We start from the raw sequence: 21191 nt of genomic DNA, 5'->3' as shown, positions 1-21191 counted from the left end.
TTAGCCATTCCTTTCGTGAGGTGCATAGATCAGAATTTTAGTTGCGTACCTCAAAAATCGAGAGCAGGATTGCGCTCAAAGAATAAAAGCTGCCGGGAGGATCTGATGAGACTGCTCGAGAAGCTGGGACTCGCCGCTGCCGCATGTCTCCTTGTGGTCAATGTCGCGGTCGCCGATACCACGGTGAAATGGCTCCACATCGAGGTCAACCCGGCCCAGGTGAAGATCTGGGAGGACGTCGCGCGTGCCTATGAGGCGTCGCATCCGGGCGTCAAGATCGAGATGCAGTTCCTCGAGAACGAGGCCTACAAGGCCAAGCTGCCGACCATCCTGCAATCCAAGGATCGGCCGAACATCATCTACAGCTGGGCCGGCGGCGTCCTGAAGACGCAGATCGAGGCCGGTGTCCTCGAGGACATCACTGATCAAGTGAAGGGATACAGCGACAGCCTCACCCCGGCAGCGCTCGCCGCCTTTACCAGCAACGGCCGTGTCTATGGCCTGCCTATCGCGCTCTCGCAGGTCGGCTTCCTCTGCAACAAGGAGCTGATGGTCAAGGCCAAGGTTGATCCCGCCGCAATCAAGACCTGGGACGATCTGCTCGCCGCGGTGAAGACACTCAAGGCAGCCGGCGTGACGCCGATCGTGGTCGGCGGCGCCGACAAATGGCCGCTGCACTTCTACTGGACCCACCTTGCGGTGCGCATCGGCGGTAAGGCGGCATTCGATGCAGCGCTGCGCGACGAGAATGGCGGCTTCGCCGGCGAAACCTTCCAGAAGTCCGGCGAGCTGTTCAAGCAGCTCGTCGACCTCCAGCCGTTCCAGAACGGATTCCTCGGCTTCAAGAACCCGCAGGCCGTCGGCTATTTCGGCGACGGCAAGGCGGCGATGACGCTCGCGATCTCCAGTGCCTATAATCTGCAGCGCGCGCTCGCCGCCGACAAGGTCGGATTGAGCGAAGACAAAATCTGCTGGTTCGATTTTCCGGTCGTAGCCGGTGGCAAGGGAGAGCCGACGGACACGCTTGGCGGCATCACCGGCTGGCTGGTCACCAAGGGCTCGCCCAAGGAAGCGGTCGATTTCCTGAAGTACTTCATTTCGAAGGACGTGCAGACGAGGCTCGCTGCCGGCAGCTACATCATCCCCGTGGTGCAGGGCGCGGAGGCCGGCCTCAACAATTCCTTCATGAAGATGATCGCGGCCAATCTCGCAAAGTCGCAGTATCACCAGAACTTCTATGACCAGAGCCTCGGCCCCTCGGTCGGTCGCGTCGTCAACGACGTCTCGGCGGAGATCGCTGGGGGCAGCATGAGCCCGCAGGACGCAGCGAAAGCGATCGAAGCGGCGTTCAAGCAGGGTAACTGACGGTGGCGCGGCGGATGGCGATGACCTCGCCGATCAGCGTTGCTGGCAAGGCGGCCCCTCAGGCGCTGCGCGGACCGAGCTGGGACGGCCGCTTCACCGTCCTGATCTTGTTCCTGCCACCGGCATTGCTGCTGTTCACGCTGTTCGTGGTGCTGCCGATCGGCGAAGCAGCCTGGTATTCTGGTTTCAACTGGAACGGCTTTGGCCGGCCGACCAACTGGATCGGCTTCGACAACTACCGTTTTGTGCTGGAGACCCGCGCCTTCTGGCTCGCGCTACGCAACAACGGGCTGATCATCGTGGTCTCGCTCGCCATCCAGTTGCCGCTCGCGCTCACGCTGGCCTTGATGCTCGCCGAGCGCTTTCGCGGGGCGGTGGCGCTGCGCATGCTGTTCTTCATGCCCTACATCTTGGCTGAGATCGCGACCGGGTTGATCTTCTCGTTCGTCTATGACGGCGATTACGGTCTCGTCGCCTCGATCTGGCGGACCTTCGGCGCCGAGCCGCCGCATCTCCTGGCCTCGACCGACACGGCCATGCTGGCGGTGCTGATCGTGATCGTCTGGAAGTACTTTGGCTTCCACATGATGTTATTCATCGCGGCGCTGCAGAGTCTCGACAAAAGCCTGGTCGAGGCGGCGCGGATCGACGGCGCAACGCGCGCGCAAGCCCTGCGCCATGTCGTCATCCCCCTGCTGTATCCAACGATCCGCTTGTCCGTGTTCTTCGCCATCGTAGGGTCGTTGCAACTATTCGACCTCGTCATGCCGCTGACGCGTGGGGGGCCTGCGGACTCCTCCAACACGATGGTGAGTTTCCTCTACAACAACGGCATCTCGCGGATGCGGGTCGGCTATGGCAGCGCCATCGGCGTCATCCTGTTCGTGATCTGCGTGACCTTCGCCTTCACGTACAAACGATGGTTCATGCGCGATGAGTAGTGCGGAGACCAACCGTGTGCCGTTCGATCCCGCCGTGCCGTTCAAGGTGGCGTTCCTCGCCGTCGTCGCCGTCTTCGTGCTGGTGCCGCTGCTCGCGACCGTGCTCGGTGGCTTCAAGTCGCTCGGCGAATTGCGCGTCAATCCGTTCGGCCTGCCCGGTCATTGGGAATGGCAGAATTATGCGGATATCCTGTTTTCAGGGCGCTACTGGCAGCTCTTGCGCAACTCGCTGATCATCTCGACGCTCACGGTGACGTTGACACTGATCACAGCCTCGATGGCGGCGTTCACCTTCGCTCACGTGAAGTTCTTCGGCTCGTCGATGCTGCTGAGCTATTTGACCCTCGGCCTCTTGTTTCCGGCGGCGACCGCCGTGCTGCCGCTGTTCATCAAGGTGCGCGATCTCGGCCTGCTTGACACCTATTTCGGCGTCGCGCTGCCGCAAGTGGCGTTCAGCCTCGCCATGAGCGTGCTGCTGTTACGCCGCTTCTTCAAGGACATCCCCTATGAGCTGCTGGAGGCTGCGCTGGTCGACGGCTGCAGCTACATCAAATTCTTCCGCTATGTGACGCTGCCGTTGTCCCGGCCAATCCTGGCGACCGTCGGGACCATCACCTTCGTCAACAGCTGGAACGCCTATCTGCTGCCGCTGGTGATGCTCAACACAGATGCACTCTATCCATGGCCGCTCGGCATCATGGTCTATCAGGGCGAGTATTCGTCGGAGTGGCACCTGATCCTGGCCTTCATCACGCTCACCATCCTTCCGACGATCATTCTGTTCCTGCTGGCGCAGAAGCACATCGTCGCCGGCCTCACCGCAGGCGCAGTGAAGGGATGATCGATACGTCACGGAGACAGAAATGAGAAAAGTCGGCGTCGGAATCATCGGGTGCGGTGTGATCAGCACCGCCTATCTCAAGGCGGCGCAGCGCTTCCCTGTCATGGAGGTGAGGGCATTGGCCGACATGCGCAGCGATGTCGCGGAGCGGCAGGGCGCCGCCTTTGGTCTACCGGCGATGCGGGTCGATCAGCTGCTGAAGCGGGACGACGTCGAGGTCGTCATCAATCTCACGGTGCCGCTGGCCCACACCGATGTCAGCCTCGCGGTGCTGAATGCCGGCAAGCACGTTCACTCCGAGAAGCCGCTCGGCATCAACGTCGCGGAAGCCCGCAAGGTGATCGATCTCGCCGCGCAGAAGAGCCTTCGCGTCGGCTGCGCGCCGGACACCTTCCTCGGCGGCGGACACCAGACTGCACGCAAGCTGATCGACGATGGTGCGATCGGCACGCCGGTCGCCGGCAGCGTCTTCTTCGGCTGCCCCGGTCACGAGCGCTGGCATCCCGCGCCCGGCTTCTACTATTTGCGCGGTGGCGGGCCGATGCTCGACATGGGGCCGTATTACATCACCGATCTCGTGCAACTGCTCGGTCCGGTTGCCAGCGTGATGGGCTCGACGGCACGCCCGAAATCCGAGCGTCTGGTCACCAGCCAGCCGATGAACGGCACCATGATCCCGGTCGAGGTTTCCACCCATGTTGCGGGCACGCTGGAATTCGAGAGCGGTGCTATCGTCTCGATCGCGATGAGCTTCGATGTGCCGAAGCACCGGCATGCGCCGATCGAGATCTACGGCGACAAGGGCAGCATCCTGGTGCCGGATCCGAACCGCTTCGGCGGCGAAGTGCAGGTCGCGAGGACCGGCGGCGAATGGGAAACGATGCCGTTGACGCACGGTCATGTCGAAGGCGAGTTCCGTTCGATCGGTGTCGCCGACATGGCCTCGGCGATCCTGCACAACCGGCCGCATCGCGCCAGCGGCGCGCTCGCATTCCACGTGCTGGAGGTGATGGAGGCGTTCCAGACCTCGGCTGATGAGGGCCGCCGCGTCAAGATCGAGAGCCGCGTCGAGCGGCCGGCGATGCTGCCGGCCGGACGCGAGACCGGGCAGATCGACTGAGGGAATGACCATGCGCAAGGCAATGATTGTATGGGGCGGCTGGCCGGGGCACGATCCCGATCTCTGCGCCTCGATGATCCGCGGCTGGCTGAAGGCCGAAGGTTTCGAGGTTCGGATCGAAACGACCACAGAGGCGTTCGGCGATCCAGGGATTCATGACCTCTCGTTGATCATCCCGATCTACACCATGTCGAAGATCGAGAAGGCGGACGCGCTCAATCTCTGCGCCGCCGTACGGGGTGGGGTCGGGCTCGCCGGGCATCATGGCGGTATGTGTGACGCGTTCCGTGATTCTGTGGACTACCAGTTCCTGTGTGGCGGGCAGTGGGTTGCGCATCCCGGCAACATCATCGATTACAAGGTCGACGTCTCCAGGCCCGACGATCCCATCATGAAGGGGCTGAAAAGCTTCGAGCATCGTTCCGAGCAATATTACATGCATGTCGACCCCGCCATCGAGGTGCTGGCAACAACGACTTTCACCGGCGAGCATGCGCCCTGGATTGATGGAGTGGTGATGCCGGTGGTCTGGAAGAAGCGCTACGGTGCGGGCAGGGTGTTCTATTCCTCGCTTGGCCACCGCGCCTACGAACTCGACGTGCCGGAGATCCGGACAGTGATGACCCGGGGCATGCTATGGGCGGCGCGCGAATGACAGCTGGCGCGCCGCAGCCGACGGTTCGTGCCACGCTGGAGGACGTCGCGCGCGCAGCAGGCGTTTCGCTCGCCACCGTCGATCGCGTCGTCAACCGGCGGGAGGGCGTGCGTGCCAAGACCGTCGCGCGTGTCGAGGCCGCGGTCGCCAAGCTCGGCTACCGTCCCGACATCGCGGCCGCGCGTTTGGCGCGCGGGCAAAGCTTTCGCTTCGCCTTCGTGCTGCCGACCGGAAGCAACAGCTTCATGACCAACCTGACCGAGCAGGTCCAGCGCACCGCGGACTGGCTCGCCAGCCAGCGCGGTTTCATCGATATCCTCCATGTCGACGTGTTCGATCCGGACGTGCTGGCACGCGCGCTGGAAAATCTCTCGCCGGCCTATCAGGGTGTCGCTGTCATCGCGCTCGACCATCCCCGGGTGCGCGCCGCGATCGACGAACTCTCTGCGCGTGGCGTGGCCGTCGTGACCCTGGTGTCGGACGCGCCGAGTTCGCGCCGTCTGCACTATGTCGGTATCGACAACCCCGCCGCGGGCCGAACCGCGGCAACGCTGATGGGGCGCTTCCTCTCCGGCCGCGAGGGGAAAGTTGCCGTGATCGCGGGATCATTGTCGCTGCGCGATCACGCCGAGCGGCAGTTCGGCTTCCACCAGATACTGTCCAGCGAGTATCCCAACCTCATCGCATTGCCTGTCATCGAGGGCCGCGACGACAGCGAGCGCACACGGGAGCTCACCGCCGCGCTGCTCAAGCGGCATGCGGACCTGCGCGGCATCTACTGTTGCGGCGCCGGCAATCGCGGCATCGCCGAGGCGCTGGAGGCGTCAGGCCGCGCGCACGAGGTGGTCTGGATCGCCCATGAGCTGACCCAGCATACGCGACGGTTCCTGGTTCGTGGCACGCTCGGCGCCATCATCAACCAGGACCCCGGCCACGAGGCGCGCTCCGCGGCGCGGGTGCTGCTGGCGCATTGCATGGAAGAGCCGATCAGCCCCGATCAGGAGCGTATCCGAATCGACATCTTCCTGCGGGACAATCTGCCGTAAGCTTCAGTCTGCGCGCATCTCGCTCAGAACTGCTTCGCCATCTCCGCGAGGCGGCGGTGGGCGGAGCTGCGGGCAGCGAGGACCGGTTCGGCAGGACCTGCCGTCGGCCCGATCGGCACGAAGCGCACGTCGTTGACGCCGATGAAGCGGAGCGCCTCGCGCAAGTAGGGCGTTGCCATGTCGATCCGGCCGCGGTTCATGCCGGTGGCGAAATCGCTGCCGGAGGCGATGATGATGACGGTTGGTCGGTCCTTCAGGAGCGGAAGATAGCCTCCAACCGGATCGAACCGGAACGCCAGACCGGGCTGAATGACAATGTCGAACCATTGTTTCAGCTTGTAGGGGATGCCGAAATTCCACATCGGCGTCGAGATCAGCACGCGATCGGCCAGCGAGAAGCGCAACGCCATCCGTTCGGCCTCGGCAAAACTGTCCCGCTGCGCGTCGTTGAAGGCTTGCGCCTTCATGCGCGCATATTTGGCTTCGACGATGGGACCGGCAAATTCCGGCATCCGCTCGCGCCAGAGATCGACGACGTCGATGTCCCAGTCGGGGCGGGCCTGGCGAAAGCCATCAAGGAAGACGCGCGCGGCGGCGCCCGATTCGGAGTCGGGGCGGGGCGAACAGGATAGATGCAGGAGCTTCGCCACTGCTCATCCCAGCGCTCTGATGACGGCATCTGCACGGGTGACCACGGCGACGTTCTGCATGGCGAAGTTGATCGAAGCAGAGTGCCAATCGGCATTCATGGTCGAGCAGCAATCTTCCGGCACGATCATGAAATAGCCCTTGTCGGCACCGGTGCGTGCGGTGTGCTCGACCGACATGTTGGTCCATGCGCCGGTGTTGATGATCATGTCGCGGCCGGTGGCCTTGAGGATCGTCTCGAGCCGCGTGCCTTCCCAGGCGCTCATCCGCATCTTCTCGACGACCAAGTCGCCAGGACGCGGCTCGAGGCCGGAGACCGGCGCCGCACCCCAGCTTCCGCGCACCATCGCCTTGCTGTCGACCAGACCCTCGAACAGCGGCGCGTTCAGGGTCACGCCGGGCGCGCCGGGCTCGACCACGAACCAGACGTGGATGACGACAACGCCGCGGGCGCGGGCCGCCTCCGCCAAACGCCGGACGTTTTCGACAACATGCTGCTGTTTCGCGTGGCCCGGCGCACCGGAGTCGGCGAATGCACCGCCGTCCATGATAACGTCGTTCTGCAGATCCTGGATGATCATGGCGCAGCGGGTTGGATCGAGCCGCATCTCGCCGTCGGCGAGGATCGGTGCTGAGGCCGCAGGGCCCGCGCGAGTCGTCTCGCCTCCGCCGCGCCGGCCGCTCATATAGGGCTCGTGGCGCGGTCCGGTCTTGGTCGGAATCGCGTAGACTGAATGTGTCGCGGTGAGATAGAGCGTCCGGAAGTCGGGTCCGCCCCAGGCGAGATTGGCGACGAGCTCGGGCACACGGACTTTTCCGAGCAGCTCGCCGCGCGGCGAATAGACCCAGATGCCGCCGGGGGCGGTGACCCAGACGTTGCCGTGCTGGTCGCACTTCATGCCATCGGGAACGCCTGGCTCCAGCTCGGAGCGGATGCCGCTCGCGAACACGCGCACGTTCGACAGCGTGCCGTCAGCATTGACGTCGAACACGCGGATCAGCGCCTGCACGGTGTCGTTGACGTAGAGCAGCCCTTCGTCGGGCGAGAAGCACAGCCCGTTCGGCTGGTCGAACAGGTTGCGATCCACCACCAGTTTCGGCTCGCCCCCAGGCACGACGCGATAGACGCCTTGGAAGCCGAGCTGCCGTGGCCGCTCGACGCCATAGACCGGCATGCGGCCATACCAGGGATCCGAAAAATAGATCGCGCCGGAGGAGTGGACGCAAACGTCATTGGGACTGTTGAGCTCCTGTCCCCCATAGTGCGAGGCGAGCACCTCGCGGCGCCCATCAAGCCGCTCGCGGATCAGAGATGAGGTCGCGTGTTCGCAGACGATCAGATTGAGCTCGGCATCATAGGTCATGCCGTTGCACTTGTTCGACGGACGCTTGACCTCGACGACGCCGCGTCGTGCATCCCAGTGCCGTCGCACGTCGCCCGGCATATCCGAGAACAGCAGATAGTGATCGGCCGGATGCCAGATTGGCCCTTCCGTGAACTCAAAGCCGGTGCCGACCTGCGCGACGGGCGCGTACGGATCGATCAGGGTCTCGAATTCGGAGCGCAAGGTGACGTGCGTCATCGGTCGTTCCTTAGATCGCTCAGGCGGGGAACCAGTTACGGGCGGGCAAGGACTGCACGATCGGGCCCGGGACCTGGTCGTGCAGCCTGCCCACGACATTGCCGCCTTCGATCTTGGCGGGACGGTCGTGCACCGGCAGCAGGTAGCGCGAGTTGCTGAGCAGCTTCTTGATGGCGGCCTTCTCGGCACGCTTGCTGGTGCCGTGGTTACCGGTCGTGCGTGGCTCCCAATCCTGGATCTCGTTGAACGGCGTGACGATCTGGTCGTTGAAATCGTAGATCACGTCACCGCAGATGGTGGCGATGCCATCAGCCGTCTCGACAATGATGTTCATCGAGCCCTCGGTGTGGGCGCCGGCAGCATCGCAATAGACGCCGGGCATCAGCTCGATCGGGCCGGTGATCTCCAGGTCCAGGAAGCGCAGCGCGCTCTTGGTGTGCAGGCGATCGATCAGATGCTTGATGTCAGGGGCTGGATATTGCGGATGCATCAGGCCCGAGACGGAATATTCGAGCTCCTTGCGGTTGAGCACGACGGTCGTGTTCATCGGGAATAGATCGTCCTTGCCGGCGTGGTCGATATGCAGGTGGGTATGGCAGACGAACCTGATGTCGCCCATGCGCACGCCGTGGCGCGCAAGCTGGTTCTCGATCATGTTCTCATGATACTGCAGGCCGCGCATGCCCAGCGTCTCCATGATCTGGTTCGAGCGATAGCCAGTGTCGACCACGACAGGATATTTGCCGCCGAGGATCAAAAAGCCCAGCGTGAGGACGCGGCGGACGCGGCCGCAGTCGCGGCCGAGCACCAGAAAGCTCGATTCCAGTTCGATATCGCCGTAGTCCAGGATCTTGATCTCCAGCGCCATTCGTTGCTCTCCCTCGATTGTTTCTTGTCCGTCAAAGCCGGTAGACGCGCGTTGCGGTGGTGCGGAAGATCGCGTCCTGTTGTTCGATGCTCAGCGGCCCGGTCGCGTCGCGAAACGCGTCGACGAGCTCGCGATAGCTGGTCCACAATTTCTCGATCGGAAAATTGGAGCCGAACAGGCAGCGCTCGGCCCCGAAGATCGCGACGGTGTCGCGGATCACGGCGGCGATATGCGCGGGGTCATTGCGATGGATGAAGGTGCCGAGCCCGGACAGTTTTGAGACGACGTTTGGGCAGGTTGCGAGCCGGGCCATGCCAGCGCGCCAGGCGGCCCGGCCGGCCGGCGAAAGATCTTCGAGCATACCGGCATGCTGCAGGATGAAAGTCACCTTGGGGCAGGATTCGGCGAGCAGCGCCCCATCGGGCATCTGCGGTGTGAACAGCTGCAAATCAAAGCTCCAGCCATAGTCAGCGAGATGCGCGATGTTGCGGCGGACGATGGGATCAATGCAAAGGTCGGGTCTCGCCGCGAAACGATAGAGAGGGTTCTGATGCCAATGCAGCTGCATGCGGACGCCGCGCACGAGGGAATAGCGCTTGAGGCGGTCGAGCTGCGGGCGGACGTCGTCGACCGCGAAATCGGCATAGGCGACGATGGCGTGGGGCCACCCGTGCGAGTCGGCGGTCCGCTGCACCCAGGCGGTTTCGTCCTCGAAACGGTCGTTCGCCCAGTTGGTCTGGACATAGACCGAGCGGGCGACACCGCTGCCCTTGAGATCGTCGAGATATTCCTGAATAGGGTAATCGCGGCGGATGGCCTCGTACGGCCCGAAGATGCGAGGCTGCATCGGCCCGACCAGCCAGGGCAGGTCGGCCTGCCGCCAGATGTGATGATGGCCGTCGACTATCTCGGTCACGCAACTCTCCTTCGTCCCAATGCCAGCATATGCGCGACGATCGAAGTCGTGGATCCACCGTCGACGAGATCGTCGACGAAGCGCTCGATGGCAACGAGCGCTTCGGTCTGCGGGCGGAAACCTGGGCCGGTCGCCAGCGGCGTCAGCCAGCTCAGGCGCCAAGCCCGTCGCGACAGCTTTGCCACGGCGTCCCGCAGCGCATCGGGCTCTCCGCGTTCGAGCCCGTCCGAGACGATGACCACGGTCGCCCCGCGCGCATAGCCGCCGAACCGAGGTACCGCGAGGAAGGCCTGCAGCGCATCGCCGATGCGGGTGCCGCCGTCCCAATCGCTGACGAGATGCGCGGCCGCATTCAGCGCCTGCTCGCGGCGCTTCAGCCGCAGCGCGCGCGTGACGCGGGTCAGCCGCGTGCCGAAGGTGAACACCTCGACGTTGGGCGCGGCCTGCACCAGCGCATGCGCGAGCTTCATGTTGTCCTCGGTGCGGCTCTTCATCGAACCGGAGACGTCGATCAGCAGCAGGAACTTTCGTGGGCGCTGGCGGCGCTTCATGTGGCCGAGGCGCAGGATCTCGCCGTCGCTGCGAACGCTGTCACGTAGGGTGCGGCGCAGGTCGGCAAAGGAGCCGCGGCGCGCCCGCATGCGGCGATGACCACGCCGCCTGGGCAGCCGCCGCGGCGCCTCTCGCGCCAGGCGCCGGAGCGCGTCGGTGGTGGAGAGCTGGGCGAAGCGGCGCTCGACCAGCGCCTCCGTGCGCGTCGCGGTCAGGCCGGACTCATTGGCGTCATCCGCGAGCAGCGGCTCCTCGTCGCCGCGGCCTTCTTCCTGCAGGCGAACGGTCTCGTCGTCCTCGACCTCGTCGGAATGTTCAATCGCCTCGCTACCGCGGAAGTGAAGATCGAACAGTCGTTCAAAAGTCGCGCGGCGCTCGGGCGGCGGGGCAAGAGTGGCCAGTGCTGCCTGTCTGATATCGCTGAGGTCGTGCGGGCCGAGCAGCTCGATCGCAGCGAGGAATGCAGTGGTCTGCTCAGGCGCGACGGCGAAGCTGTTGGCGCGCAGCAGCGCGACGAATGAGACGAACACGCTGGCGGCGCGGGGAAGCCGCGGCTCAGTGCTCATGCGGTCGCCTCCGCCAGCATGGCGTCGAGCCGCGGTGAGATGAAGTGCAAATCCTCCTCGTCCTTCAGCGCCACGCCGATCGAGCGCTTGAACGCATCGGGCCAGCGCGCGCCACCCTTGTGCAGAAGGGTCGCGGCTTCGGCCCAGTCGACCGCCTCGGCAATCCCCGGCGCCTTGCTGAGGGGTTCGCGGCGCAATTTCTCGACTGCCGCCACTACGGCGCGCGCCGTGGACTCCGCAACACTGGAGGCGCGCATCATGATGATCCGCGCCTCACGCTCGGCCGTCGGATAGTCAATCCAGTGATAGACGCAGCGTCGGCGCAAGGCCTCATGCAAATCGCGGGTCCGGTTCGACGTCAGCACCACGACCGGGCGCTCGACGGCCCGCACGGTGCCGCGTTCGGGAATTGAAATCTGGAAGTCGGAGAGGAACTCGAGCAGGAAGGCCTCGAACTCCTGGTCGGCGCGATCGATTTCGTCGATCAAAAGCACCGTGGAATCGGGTGCTCGCAGCGCCGCCAGCATGGGTCGCTCGATCAGGAATGTCTCGCCATAGATGTCGATGCTCTCGTCGCCGGCCTGGCGGATCGCCAGCATCTGGCGCGGATAGTTCCATTCGTAGAGCGCGGCGGAGGCGTCGATGCCTTCATAGCATTGCAGGCGGATCAGACGGCGACCAAGCACAGCGGCAATGGCTTTCGCGGCTTCGGTCTTGCCGACGCCCGGTGCGCCCTCGAGCAGCAGCGGCTTGCCGAGCGCGAGACCGAGATAGGCTGCGGTGGCAAGACCCTCGTCGGCGAGGTAATAGGCCGCGCGCAGCGCCTTCTCCAGCGCCTCCGGGCTGTCGATGCCGACGATGTTGCTGCGGACCGCCATGACCAAAACCTCTAGCGCCGCGCCTGCGGCCGTGCGCCGCCCTGGGCCTTGATCGCGCGCAGCACTTTTTCAGGCGTAATCGGCAGATCATCGATGCGCACGCCGACGGCGTTGAAGATCGCGTTGGCAACGGCCGGCAGCACCGGATTGGCGCACATCTCGCCGGGACCCTTGGCGCCGAACGGGCCGTCAGGGGCGGGGCGCTCCAGCACCGCAATGTCGTGCGGGCAGATGTCGCCGGGGCCGGGCATCAGATATTCGACGAAGTCGCGTGGGCCGTGCACCGGCTCGGGGTAGTATGGTTCCGGCGTCTCATAGAGCGCATGGCTGACCCCCATCCAGGCGCCGCCGACGAGTTGCTGCTCGACCAGCCGCGGATTGAGTGCGCGGCCGAGCTCATAGGCGGAATCCATGCGCACCATCGCGACCTCGCCGGTCTCGTCGTCAACCTCGACCTCGGCGACGAGACAGGCATGGGCGTAGCAGGTCGCGGGCGACATCTCGCCTGTCTCCGGATCGACGTCCGAGAGCGGCACCAGGAAGATGCCGCGACCGGAGATGGTCTTGCCCTGCTTGAACTGCGCGGCGATCGCGACGTCCTTGGTCGAGATCGAGCGATGTGGCGCGCCTTTCACGTGGATGTTGCCACGTCCGTCGGTTTCGAGATCGGCGGCGTTGACCTCCAGCTCTTCGGCGGCGGCTTCCATCATCACGCCGCGTGCCTCCCGCGCCGCCGCCATCACGGCATTGCCGACGCGGTGAGTGCCGCGCGAGGCGAACGAGCCCATGCAATGCGGGCCGGTGTCGGAATCGGCGGTGTCGACATAGACGTCCTCGACCGGCACGCCCAACGTCTCCGCGCAGATCTGCCGCGTCACCGACTTCATGCCCTGGCCGAGATCGATCGACGACAACGCCACAGTGAACTTGCCGCTCGGGTTGGAGTGCACCAGCGCCTGGCTGGGATCGCCGCCGAGATTCATGCCGATGGGATAGTTGACCGACGCGATGCCGCGTCCACGATGCCGGGTCATCTAGCGCCTCCTGGTGCCGAACACGGAGGAAAAGCGGGTGGCGCCATGCGAAGGCGCGGCCGGCCGCGGCGGAGGTGGTGGCGGCTCACGCGGCGGTTCGCCGGTGACGGTGGGCGGCAGCCGGTCGTAGCTGGTGCGCTGCTGAACAGGGGCGGTTGGCCTCGCGCGAGAGTCCGTCGGCGTCGGCGGGATCACGGCGCGGCTGCCGCCGCCGTCCTTGCGCGAGGATGCGCGCTTGAACTCTTCGCGCAGCGGCCATTTGGCCTTCTCGGCCGCGACCTGGACGCACTCGACGAGCGCGGTATTCTTGGCTTCGCGCCGGTGAGCCTTCATGTCGCCGTCGCGATAGGCGTTGAGGATCCGGAATTCCATCGGGTCCATGCCGATGAGGCTTGCCAGCTTGTCCATCTGGCACTCGATGGCAAAATCCATCGCGGTGACGCCGAAGCCGCGCATCGCGGTCGCAGGAGTGCGGTTGGTGAAGACGCAATAGACGTCGCCGTAGACATTCGGGATGGTGTAGGGCCCTGGCAGATGCGCGGCGCATTTCACGGCTGCGTAGCTGGACAGCCGCGTATAGGCGCCGCTGTCGAAAAGGGCGCGGATCTTGCGTGCGACGATGCGGCCGTCGCGCATCACGCCGTCCTTGATATAGATGCGCTCGGCGCCGCGTGGCGGGCCGTATTGCATCTCTTCCTCGCGGCCGAACACGTAGCGTACGGGCCGCCCGGTCAGCATCGCGCCAAGGATCGCGAGCGGCTCAGTCAGCGTGTCCACCTTGCCGCCAAAGCCGCCGCCGACGGTGCCGCCGATGAAGTGGAAGGTGTTGGAGGGCACGTCCAGGATCTTGGCGCAGGTGTCGACCGAGAAGAACAGCGCCTGTGTCGATGTGTAGACAACGTAGCGGCCGTTCGTATCAGGGGCGGCAATCGCGCCGTTGGTTTCGGTCGGCGCGTGCTCGATCGGCGACATCTGGTAGCGTTGCTCCAGCACATGATCGGCGGTTGCCAGCGCCGCGTCGGCGTCGCCGAAGCGCAGCCTCTGGTGATCGTAGGTCTCGTGATAGGTGAACGTGTTCTTTGGATAGGTCTCGTTGACCACGGGTGCGCCGGGCTTCAGCGCGTCCTCGACGTCGAACACTGCCGGCAACGGCTCGTAATCGATCCTGACCTTTGCGATCGCTTCGAATGCCTCGCGCTCGCTGTCGGCGACGATGGCGAGGATCGGCTCGCCCTTGTAGCGGACTTTGTCGACCGCCAGCGACGGTTCGTCATCCTTGCCGAAATTGATCAGGCTGAGCAGCGTGTTGAGATTTACCGGCACATCAGTGCCTCTGATGATCCGGCGCACGCCGGCCGAGCGTTCCGCCTCTGTGGTGTCGATGCGGCGAATGCGTGCATGCGCCTGCGTCGAGCGGACGACCTTTAGATGCAGCATGCCTTGCAGCTTGTGGTCGTTGAAGTAGCTCGACGTGCCAGTGACATGGCCGAGCATGTCCTGCCGCTGCGTGCCCTTGCCGATTTCCTTTAAGTTGTCGTCGCGCTCGTCGGCGAAGATGTCCTTGCGCAGTTCCAGCATGGCCCACGTTCCCTTACGCGCTGACCCGGCCGCCGGCGGCGGCGAGAATGGCATTGATGATCGGCTCATAGCCGGTGCAGCGGCAGATGTTGCCGGAGATGGCCTCGATGACCTCGTCGCGGCTCGGCGAAGGATTGCGGTCGAGCAGGGCCTTTGCGGCCATCAGCATGCCCGGCGTGCAATAACCGCACTGGGCGGCAAAATTGTCGGCGAAGGCGCGCTGCAGCGGATGCAGGTTCGGACCCTGCCTCATACCGTCGAGCGTCTCGATGGAGCGGCCGGCGACGGTTTCAGCCAAGGTCAGACAGGAGAGGTGAAGCTCGCCGTCGATGAGCACGCTGCAGGTGCCGCAGCCGCCCTGGCCGCAGCCGAATTTCGGCGTCATGTCGCCGATCAGCTCGCGCAACGCGACCAGGAGATTGGTGCCGCCGTCGACGAAGATCGCGACGTCGCGGCCGTTATGGCGAAATTGCAGGGGAATTTTCGACATGGGGCTCTATTCCTGTCCCGACAGCAAACGGCGCAGATGTACGCCGACGATTTCGCGACGATACCAGGCGCTGCCGAGTGCGTTGTCGGCTGGCGATGCTCCTTCAGTCGCGGCGGATGCTGCGGCTGCGATGGTTGCAGCATCCAGCGAGCGGCCCTCAAGAGCCCGCTCCGCAGCGCGGGCGCGGATCTGCGTCGGCGCCATCGAGCCCAGCGCGACCCGCGCGCCGGCAATGCGGCCGCCGGAGATTGGCAGATGCGCGGCCAGCGTGATGACCGAGCCACCCTTCGGCTTGATGCGCGCGATCTTTCGATAGCGGAACGCCTCGGTACTCGCCGGCCGGGTGCAGGAGACCGACAGCACCAGAGTCCCGGCCTGCCGGCCGCGCGCCTGCAAGAACTCCTCGATGGGAATGTCGCGCGAGCCGAAGCCGCCAGCGACGGCGACAGTCGCATCGAGCGCCAGCAGCGCGACGGTGAAATCGCCATAAGGATTTGGCGCGAAGAGATTGCCGCCGACGGTGCCCATGTTGCGGACCGCGGGGCCGCCGATCGAACGGGCAGGGGCGTGCAGGAAGCCCAGGTCGCGCTCGGCAAGGACGCGCGCGAAGGTCACGCCGGCGCCCAGCGTGACGCGCGGGCCCGAGGCATCGATGCGGCTCAGCGCCTGGTCCTGGGCGCGAACGACGGTCGAGATCGACACATCGCCCTCGTTCAGCGCCCGCATCACCAGCGTGCCGCCGCCGAGATAGCGCGCGCTGCGGTCCGAGGACAGCGCGCCGGCCGCCTCGCTGGCGCTTGAGAAAGTCTTCACGGTCACGGCCATCTAGGCGGCCTCCTTCAGATGCCGGCGGATTGCGTCGAACCCGGCCTGGTAAATGTCTTCGGCAACCATGTGGGTGATGCGGTCGCGATCCTCGGGCCGGGTGGTGAAGCGCGACTCCCAGTGCCAAAAGGTGCGATCGCCGTCGGTGACCGGCAGCAGGCGGACATGAGCGACGTAGTTGAACATGGGGATCGGAGTATCGAGCAGGCAGTAGCTGAAGCTTTGTTCGAGGTCCGACAAGGCGAGCAATTGCTCGCGCAGCTCGGCGCCGTCCCTCAGCTTGAACCGCCTGACGCAACCGATCTTGTCGGAAGGATGCGCGCGCTCGATCGAAGAGGTCGCAACCGCCGGATGCCAGTGATCATGCCCGTTGAAATCGCGCAGCAGCGCCCACGCCGCATCCGTCGGCGCGTTGAGGATGGTGCTCTTGACGATGTGCGGCACGGCTAGACCCCGGCGATCTTCTTCACCTCGCCCCGCTTGCGGGGAGAGGTCGCGCCGAAGGCGCGGGTGAGGGGGAGCCTCCGCGAGTCTAACTGCTTTCGTCCCCGGGGAGACTCCCCCTCACCCCGCAGGGGGGGCGAGGGGGCGCAATGTGCCATGGTGTGAGTGTTTGCGATCATCGATCAGCCTCCAAACACGCGCTTGAGGGCATCGAACCCGCCCTGGAACACGCCGCCGCCGATGTTGCCGACGAGCTCGGCCTCGCGCTCCGGCGCGCAGTCGAACTCGGCTGTCCATTCCACGAAGGTCTGATCGCCGTCGGTGACCGGCGTGAGGCGCAAGGTCGCGACGTAGTTCTCGACGCCCATCGGCGATTCCAGGATCGAATAGGTGCAGAACATGTCGTAATCGGAGAGGCCCAGCAGCTTCTCGCGGATGCGGTCGCCGTTGCGCAGGCGAAAGTCGCGCACACAGCCGATCTTGTCCGCGGGCTCGCCGCCCTCGATCCGGCTTTCGGCAATCGCGGGATGCCAGTTCGGCAATCCGTTGAAGTCGCGCACGCGCGCCCAGACGCGATCGTTGCGCGCTTTGACGACGGTGGAGACGTAGACGCGGGCCATGGGTCGGACCTCAGCTCTTCTTGCGCGGACCGCGCTCGGCCGGCGGTTCACCGCCACCTTCAGCCGCAGGCGGCGCTGCCGCCGACTTGTCGCCACCGCCCTTGCGTGCGGAATCCTTGATGCCTTGCATGTCGCGAGCCTCGCGGATCAGGCCCGGCATTTTGGCAAGGCTGCCGCCCTCGACGCCGATATCGGACAGTATGGAGTCGATCAGCGGCGCCTGGACGCGGTAGCGCAGCGCGGAGTCGATCACCTCGTCGGTGGCGCTGCGGCCGCCATTGCCGCCATTGCCATTGCCGTTGAGACCATCGACCTGCAGGATGCGGATGCCCTCGATCTTTTCCATCGGCTTGACGCTCTCGCGCACGATGCCCTCGATCTTGTCGAGCAGCTTGCGGCGGAACAGCGAGTAGCGCGCCTGATCCGTCAGCACGTTCTCAGCCTCGTTGAGCATCCGCTGCGCCTCAGCCTCGACTGCGGCGCGGACACGCTCGGCGTCCGCGGCGATCCTCGTCTCCTCAGCCTGCTTCTCAGCGAGCAGCACCTCGACCGTCTTGCGGCGTTTGGCAATCTCGCTCTCGCGGGCGGTGACGACGCGCTCGGCCGCTTCCGTCGCGCGCATGCGGGCCTCTTCGGCCGCGGCCCGGGCAGCGGATTCTTCGAGCGACTTCTGGTGAATGGCGATCGCCTTTTCCATCAGGACCGTCTCGACCTCCTTCTCGCGATTGACCTCCAACTTACGCAGCTCGCGCTCGCGACCGATCCGGGCCTCGTCGAGGCCACGGTCGGAGGCGATGCGGGCGCGTTCGACCTCTTCGCGCGAGGCGATCTCGGCTTCTTGCAGCGACTGGACGCGCGCGACCTCGAGCTGCTCGATGGCGCGCCGCCGCTCGAGCCGCGCGGCTTCCAGCGCCTGCTCGCGCGAGACATCGGTGGTCTCGACCTCCTTGCGGGCGACGATCTCCGCCTGCCGAACCTGGCGGTCCGCATCGATCCGCTCGGATTTTTTCACCGAGAGGGCGATGACGCGGTCCTCGTCCGCGATCTCGATCGCCTTTTTCTGCTCGATATTGAGCACCTCGCGCTTCTTGGACGAGTTGATCCGTTCGGCCTCCAGCGCGAGATCGACCGTGATGCGCTGGCGCTCGATTGCGTCGCGCCGCTTCAGCTCGGCCGCTTCGAGGACGCCGGTCCGTTCGATTTCGAGCGCGCGGGTCTCGCGTTCGGCCTGGATCCGCTCGGCCGCAACTGCCTTCTCCTGAGCGATACGGGCCGCCTCGATCGCCTCGCGCGAGGCGATGTCGGCTTCTTCGACGGCGCGGTTGCGAGCGATCTCGAGCGAGCGCACGCGCTCTTCCTGGGCGATTCGGCTGGCCTCCGTGGTCTCGCGCGCGGCAATGCCGGCGACGTCGAGCGCCTGGTTGCGCTCGATTTCCAGTTGCCGCGTGCTCTGCTCGGCGGCGATGCGCTCGGCGGCGAGCGTCCGCTCCCTGGCGATGCGGGCGGCTTCGACGGCGCGCTGCGCCTCGATCTCGGCCTCCTGGATGGTGCGGACCTGCTGAATCTCCAGCGCGCGGGTGCGCTCGTCCGAGGAGATACGCTCGACATTCACGATCAAGGTCTGGGCGATACGCGCTTTTTCGGTCGCCTCGCGCGCGGCGATCTCGGCCTCGTCCACGGCACGGGAGCGCTCGATCTCGCGGCGCCGCGTCTCCTCTTCGTTGGCGATGCGGGCATCGGTCACGACCCGGTCCTGCTGGATGCGAGCCTTCTCGATGGCTTCGCGCGCGGCGATCTCGGCCTCCTCGACGGTTCGCATCCGCTCGATCTCGCGTTGACGGACCTCGCGCTCGGAGGCGATGCGGGTGGTATCGATCGAGCGCTGGTTGGCGATCCTTGTCTTCTCGATCTCCTCGCGCGCCAGCAGCTCCTTCTCCTCGATGGTGCGGGTCCGCTCGATCTCCTTCTGACGGGTCTCGCGCTCCGAGGCGATGCGGGCCTCGGCAATCGCCTGGTCGTTGGCGATGCGCGCGCGCTCGATGGCTTCGCGCGCCGAAATCTGTGCCTGCTCGGCTTCGGTCTCGCGCAGGGCCCTTTCGCGGGCAACTTCCGTGCGCTGCAGCGCGCGTCGCATCTCGATGTCGCGTTCCTGCTCCAGTCGCGCCGTCTCGCTTTCCCGCTCGATCTCGAGTGCCTGCCGTTCGGCTTCCAGATTGCGGGTTCGAATCTTGATCATCGAGTCCTGCTCGATGTCGTTGCGCAGCTTGCGCCTTTGCTCGATCTCCTCCATCAACCGGGTCAGGCCTTCGGCGTCGAAGCGGTTCGAGGGGTTGAAGAATTCAAGGTCGGTCTGGTCGAGATCGGTGATGGCGACGGATTCGAGTTCGAGACCGTTCTGGGCGAGGGCTTCCGCCGCATTGGTCTTGACCCGGGCGACATAATCGCCGCGCCGCTCATGCATCTCCTCCATGGTCATCTCGGAAGCGACGGAGCGGATCGCGGAGATGAATTTGCCGGCGAGCAGCGCGTGGAGTTGCTCCGGCTCCATGGTGCGGCGCCCGAGCGTTGCGGCCGCAATCGAGACGGCCTCGCGGGTCGGCTGCACGCGGACATAGAAGTCCGCCTCGATGTCGACGCGCATGCGGTCGCGCGTGATGACGGCATCCTGCCTCGAGCGTACGATGCCCATCGGCAGCACGTTCATGTTCACAGGCGTGTAGGCGTGGATGAAGGGCATCACGAAGGCGCCGCCGTTGATCACCACGCGTTCACCGAGGAAACCGGTCCGGACGAACGACACCTCCTTTGAGGAGCGTTGATAGAGCCAATTGACGATGTAGACGCCGACCACGATGACGATAACAGCGACGATCAGCCAGAGGATGAGCTCGCCGACCAGGATCCCTGACATGTTTCCCTCCCTCGATCTTTCAGGCGTTATGGCGCGCCGATCGCCTTGAATTTGCGGACCTGCTCCGTCAGAGCCCGTTCCACCGGCAGTCGCTCCATCGAGGAAGCGCCGTAGAAGCCGTGGCAGTAGCGGGTGTTCTTCATGATGAAGTCGGCATCCTGGGGATCCGCGATCGGGCCGCCATGGGCAAGCACCAGGATGTCCGGATTGACGCTGAGCGCGGCCGAGGCCCAGGTGTCGATGCGCGCCGGACAGTCCTTCAGCTTAGGCGCGGTCTGCGCGCCGATGGTGCCGCCGGTGGTGAGTCCGAGATGACAGACGATGATGTCGGCGCCGGCGATCGCCATCGCGGCGGCTTCCTTCTCGCTGAAGACGTAGGGCGTCGTCAGCAGGTCCTTCTCGCGCGCCTTGGCGATCATGTCGATCTCCAGCGCATAGGACATGCCGGTTTCTTCAAGGTTCGCGCGGAACACGCCGTCGATCAGCCCAACGGTCGGAAAGTTCTGCACGCCGGCAAAGCCGAGCGTCTTGAGCTGGTCGAGGAACACGTCCATGTCGCGGAACGGATCGGTGCCGTTGACGCCGGCGAGCACCGGCGTCTTGCTGATGACGGGGAGCACCTCGCCGGCCATCTCCAGCACGATGGCGTTGGCGTCGCCGTAGGGCATCAATCCCGCGAGCGAGCCGCGCCCGGCCATGCGGTAACGACCGGAATTGTAGATGACGATGAGATCGACGCCGCCGGCTTCCTCGCACTTGGCCGACAAGCCGGTGCCGGCGCCGCCGCCGACAATCGGCTCGCCGCGTCTTGCCATCTCGCGAAACCGTTTCAACAGGGCTGCGCGTTCAAAACGGGCCATCGGTCACCTCGACACTCTCCGGCGCGCCCCGGCGCGGCCGAACAGCGTTCGGAATGCGCTCACGATGGTCGAGGCGAACTCGGGATCGTTGATGTTTTGCTTGAGGCGGATCAGTTGCCGATTGCCCGTCTGCCGCACCGTGCGCTCCAGCGCTCGGAACAGGGCGGCGTCGGCCTCCGGATTCCAGAATGGCCGACCGCGGGCATCAAGTGCGGAGACCCCGCCCTCGGGCAGGAAGAAGCGCACCGGTCCGTCCATCTGGTTCAGCCGTTCGCCGATCCAGCGGCCGATGCGCTCGTTCTCCTCCGCCGTCGTCCGCATCAACGTCACCTGCGGATTGTGCACGTGGAACTTGCGGCCGCGGTAGCGCTCGGGGATGGTGTCGGGTGCGCCGAAATTGACCATGTCGAGCGCGCCGACCGAGCCGACATAGGGCACACGGGTGCGGAT

At 65.1% G+C, this 21191-nt stretch carries 20 protein-coding genes and 1 pseudogene; 6 read left to right on the top strand and 15 right to left on the bottom strand.

Annotation, left to right across the window (positions count from 1 at the left end):
* The first annotated feature begins 105 nt into the window (after positions 1 to 105).
* From IF809_RS32170 to IF809_RS32145, 6 genes are read left to right on the top strand one after another with little or no spacing between them, the layout of a single operon-like run.
* Positions 106 to 1365, top strand: a complete 1260-nt coding sequence (locus tag IF809_RS32170; protein ID WP_462839542.1) for an extracellular solute-binding protein — start codon at positions 106 to 108, stop codon at positions 1363 to 1365.
* Between the two features lie 14 nt (positions 1366 to 1379).
* Positions 1380 to 2306: a carbohydrate ABC transporter permease gene (locus IF809_RS32165; protein WP_462839541.1), complete on the top strand. Its 927-nt coding sequence runs from the start codon at positions 1380 to 1382 to the stop codon at positions 2304 to 2306.
* Entirely contained in the window at positions 2299 to 3147 is an 849-nt protein-coding gene (locus IF809_RS32160; RefSeq protein WP_453982183.1) for a carbohydrate ABC transporter permease, read from the top strand. The genes IF809_RS32165 and IF809_RS32160 overlap by 8 nt, the downstream gene beginning before the upstream one ends.
* A 22-nt stretch (positions 3148 to 3169) precedes the next feature.
* Positions 3170 to 4267 carry a Gfo/Idh/MocA family protein gene (locus IF809_RS32155; protein ID WP_462839540.1) on the top strand — a complete coding sequence of 366 codons (1098 nt, stop codon included), beginning with the start codon at positions 3170 to 3172 and terminating at the stop codon, positions 4265 to 4267.
* Positions 4268 to 4277: 10 nt separating this feature from the next.
* Positions 4278 to 4922 carry a ThuA domain-containing protein gene (locus IF809_RS32150; protein ID WP_453982184.1) on the top strand — a complete coding sequence of 215 codons (645 nt, stop codon included), beginning with the start codon at positions 4278 to 4280 and terminating at the stop codon, positions 4920 to 4922.
* Positions 4919 to 5968, top strand: a complete 1050-nt coding sequence (locus IF809_RS32145; RefSeq protein WP_128964406.1) for a LacI family DNA-binding transcriptional regulator — start codon at positions 4919 to 4921, stop codon at positions 5966 to 5968. Before IF809_RS32150 ends, IF809_RS32145 begins: the two co-directional genes overlap by 4 nt.
* Positions 5969 to 5991: 23 nt before the next feature.
* Here IF809_RS32145 and IF809_RS32140 read toward each other — a convergent pair whose 3' ends face one another.
* The 15 genes and pseudogenes from IF809_RS32140 to IF809_RS32070 all read right to left on the bottom strand — a co-directional run.
* Positions 5992 to 6618 carry an FMN-dependent NADH-azoreductase gene (locus tag IF809_RS32140; RefSeq protein ID WP_462839539.1) on the bottom strand — a complete coding sequence of 209 codons (627 nt, stop codon included), beginning with the start codon at positions 6616 to 6618 and terminating at the stop codon, positions 5992 to 5994.
* A gap of 3 nt (positions 6619 to 6621) precedes the next feature.
* Positions 6622 to 8199: an isochorismatase family protein gene (locus IF809_RS32135; RefSeq protein ID WP_462839538.1), complete on the bottom strand. Its 1578-nt coding sequence runs from the start codon at positions 8197 to 8199 to the stop codon at positions 6622 to 6624.
* A 19-nt stretch (positions 8200 to 8218) separates the two neighbouring features.
* On the bottom strand, positions 8219 to 9067 hold the full coding sequence (locus IF809_RS32130) for an MBL fold metallo-hydrolase (RefSeq protein ID WP_128964409.1): 849 nt from the start codon (positions 9065 to 9067) through the stop codon (positions 8219 to 8221).
* A gap of 31 nt (positions 9068 to 9098) precedes the next feature.
* Positions 9099 to 9983 carry an amidohydrolase family protein gene (locus IF809_RS32125; protein WP_128964410.1) on the bottom strand — a complete coding sequence of 295 codons (885 nt, stop codon included), beginning with the start codon at positions 9981 to 9983 and terminating at the stop codon, positions 9099 to 9101.
* Positions 9980 to 11101, bottom strand: coding sequence for a vWA domain-containing protein (locus IF809_RS32120; protein ID WP_128964411.1), 1122 nt, complete (start codon positions 11099 to 11101; stop codon positions 9980 to 9982). Before IF809_RS32120 ends, IF809_RS32125 begins: the two co-directional genes overlap by 4 nt.
* Positions 11098 to 11979: an AAA family ATPase gene (locus IF809_RS32115; RefSeq protein ID WP_128964412.1), complete on the bottom strand. Its 882-nt coding sequence runs from the start codon at positions 11977 to 11979 to the stop codon at positions 11098 to 11100. The genes IF809_RS32120 and IF809_RS32115 overlap by 4 nt, the downstream gene beginning before the upstream one ends.
* Positions 11980 to 11990: 11 nt before the next feature.
* Entirely contained in the window at positions 11991 to 13013 is a 1023-nt protein-coding gene (locus IF809_RS32110; RefSeq protein WP_128964413.1) for a xanthine dehydrogenase family protein molybdopterin-binding subunit, read from the bottom strand.
* Positions 13014 to 14591, bottom strand: a complete 1578-nt coding sequence (locus IF809_RS32105; protein ID WP_128964414.1) for a xanthine dehydrogenase family protein molybdopterin-binding subunit — start codon at positions 14589 to 14591, stop codon at positions 13014 to 13016.
* A 13-nt stretch (positions 14592 to 14604) separates the two neighbouring features.
* On the bottom strand, positions 14605 to 15081 hold the full coding sequence (locus IF809_RS32100; RefSeq protein WP_128964415.1) for a (2Fe-2S)-binding protein: 477 nt from the start codon (positions 15079 to 15081) through the stop codon (positions 14605 to 14607).
* Between the two features lie 6 nt (positions 15082 to 15087).
* Entirely contained in the window at positions 15088 to 15906 is an 819-nt protein-coding gene (locus IF809_RS32095; protein WP_128964416.1) for an FAD binding domain-containing protein, read from the bottom strand.
* The gene (locus tag IF809_RS32090) at positions 15907 to 16350 is read right to left on the bottom strand and encodes an SRPBCC family protein (RefSeq protein WP_128964417.1); all 444 of its coding nucleotides are present in this window, start codon (positions 16348 to 16350) and stop codon (positions 15907 to 15909) included. It abuts the gene before it with no gap.
* A gap of 182 nt (positions 16351 to 16532) precedes the next feature.
* Positions 16533 to 16970 (bottom strand): SRPBCC family protein, encoded by a 438-nt coding sequence (locus IF809_RS32085; RefSeq protein ID WP_128964418.1) that lies wholly within the window; start codon positions 16968 to 16970, stop codon positions 16533 to 16535.
* 10 nt (positions 16971 to 16980) lie between these two features.
* A complete protein-coding gene (locus IF809_RS32080; RefSeq protein ID WP_128964419.1) occupies positions 16981 to 19881 on the bottom strand; it encodes a flotillin family protein in 2901 nt (966 codons plus the stop codon).
* 26 nt (positions 19882 to 19907) lie between these two features.
* Positions 19908 to 20741, bottom strand: coding sequence for a phosphoenolpyruvate hydrolase family protein (locus IF809_RS32075; RefSeq protein ID WP_462839537.1), 834 nt, complete (start codon positions 20739 to 20741; stop codon positions 19908 to 19910).
* Between the two features lie 3 nt (positions 20742 to 20744).
* Positions 20745 to 21191 (bottom strand): annotated as a pseudogene (locus IF809_RS32070) (ABC transporter permease); the annotation flags it as partial.

The organism is Bradyrhizobium sp. UFLA06-24 (assembly GCF_054967145.1).
Note: the sequence above shows the minus strand (reverse complement) of the source record. Positions and strands in the feature narration are given on the sequence as shown.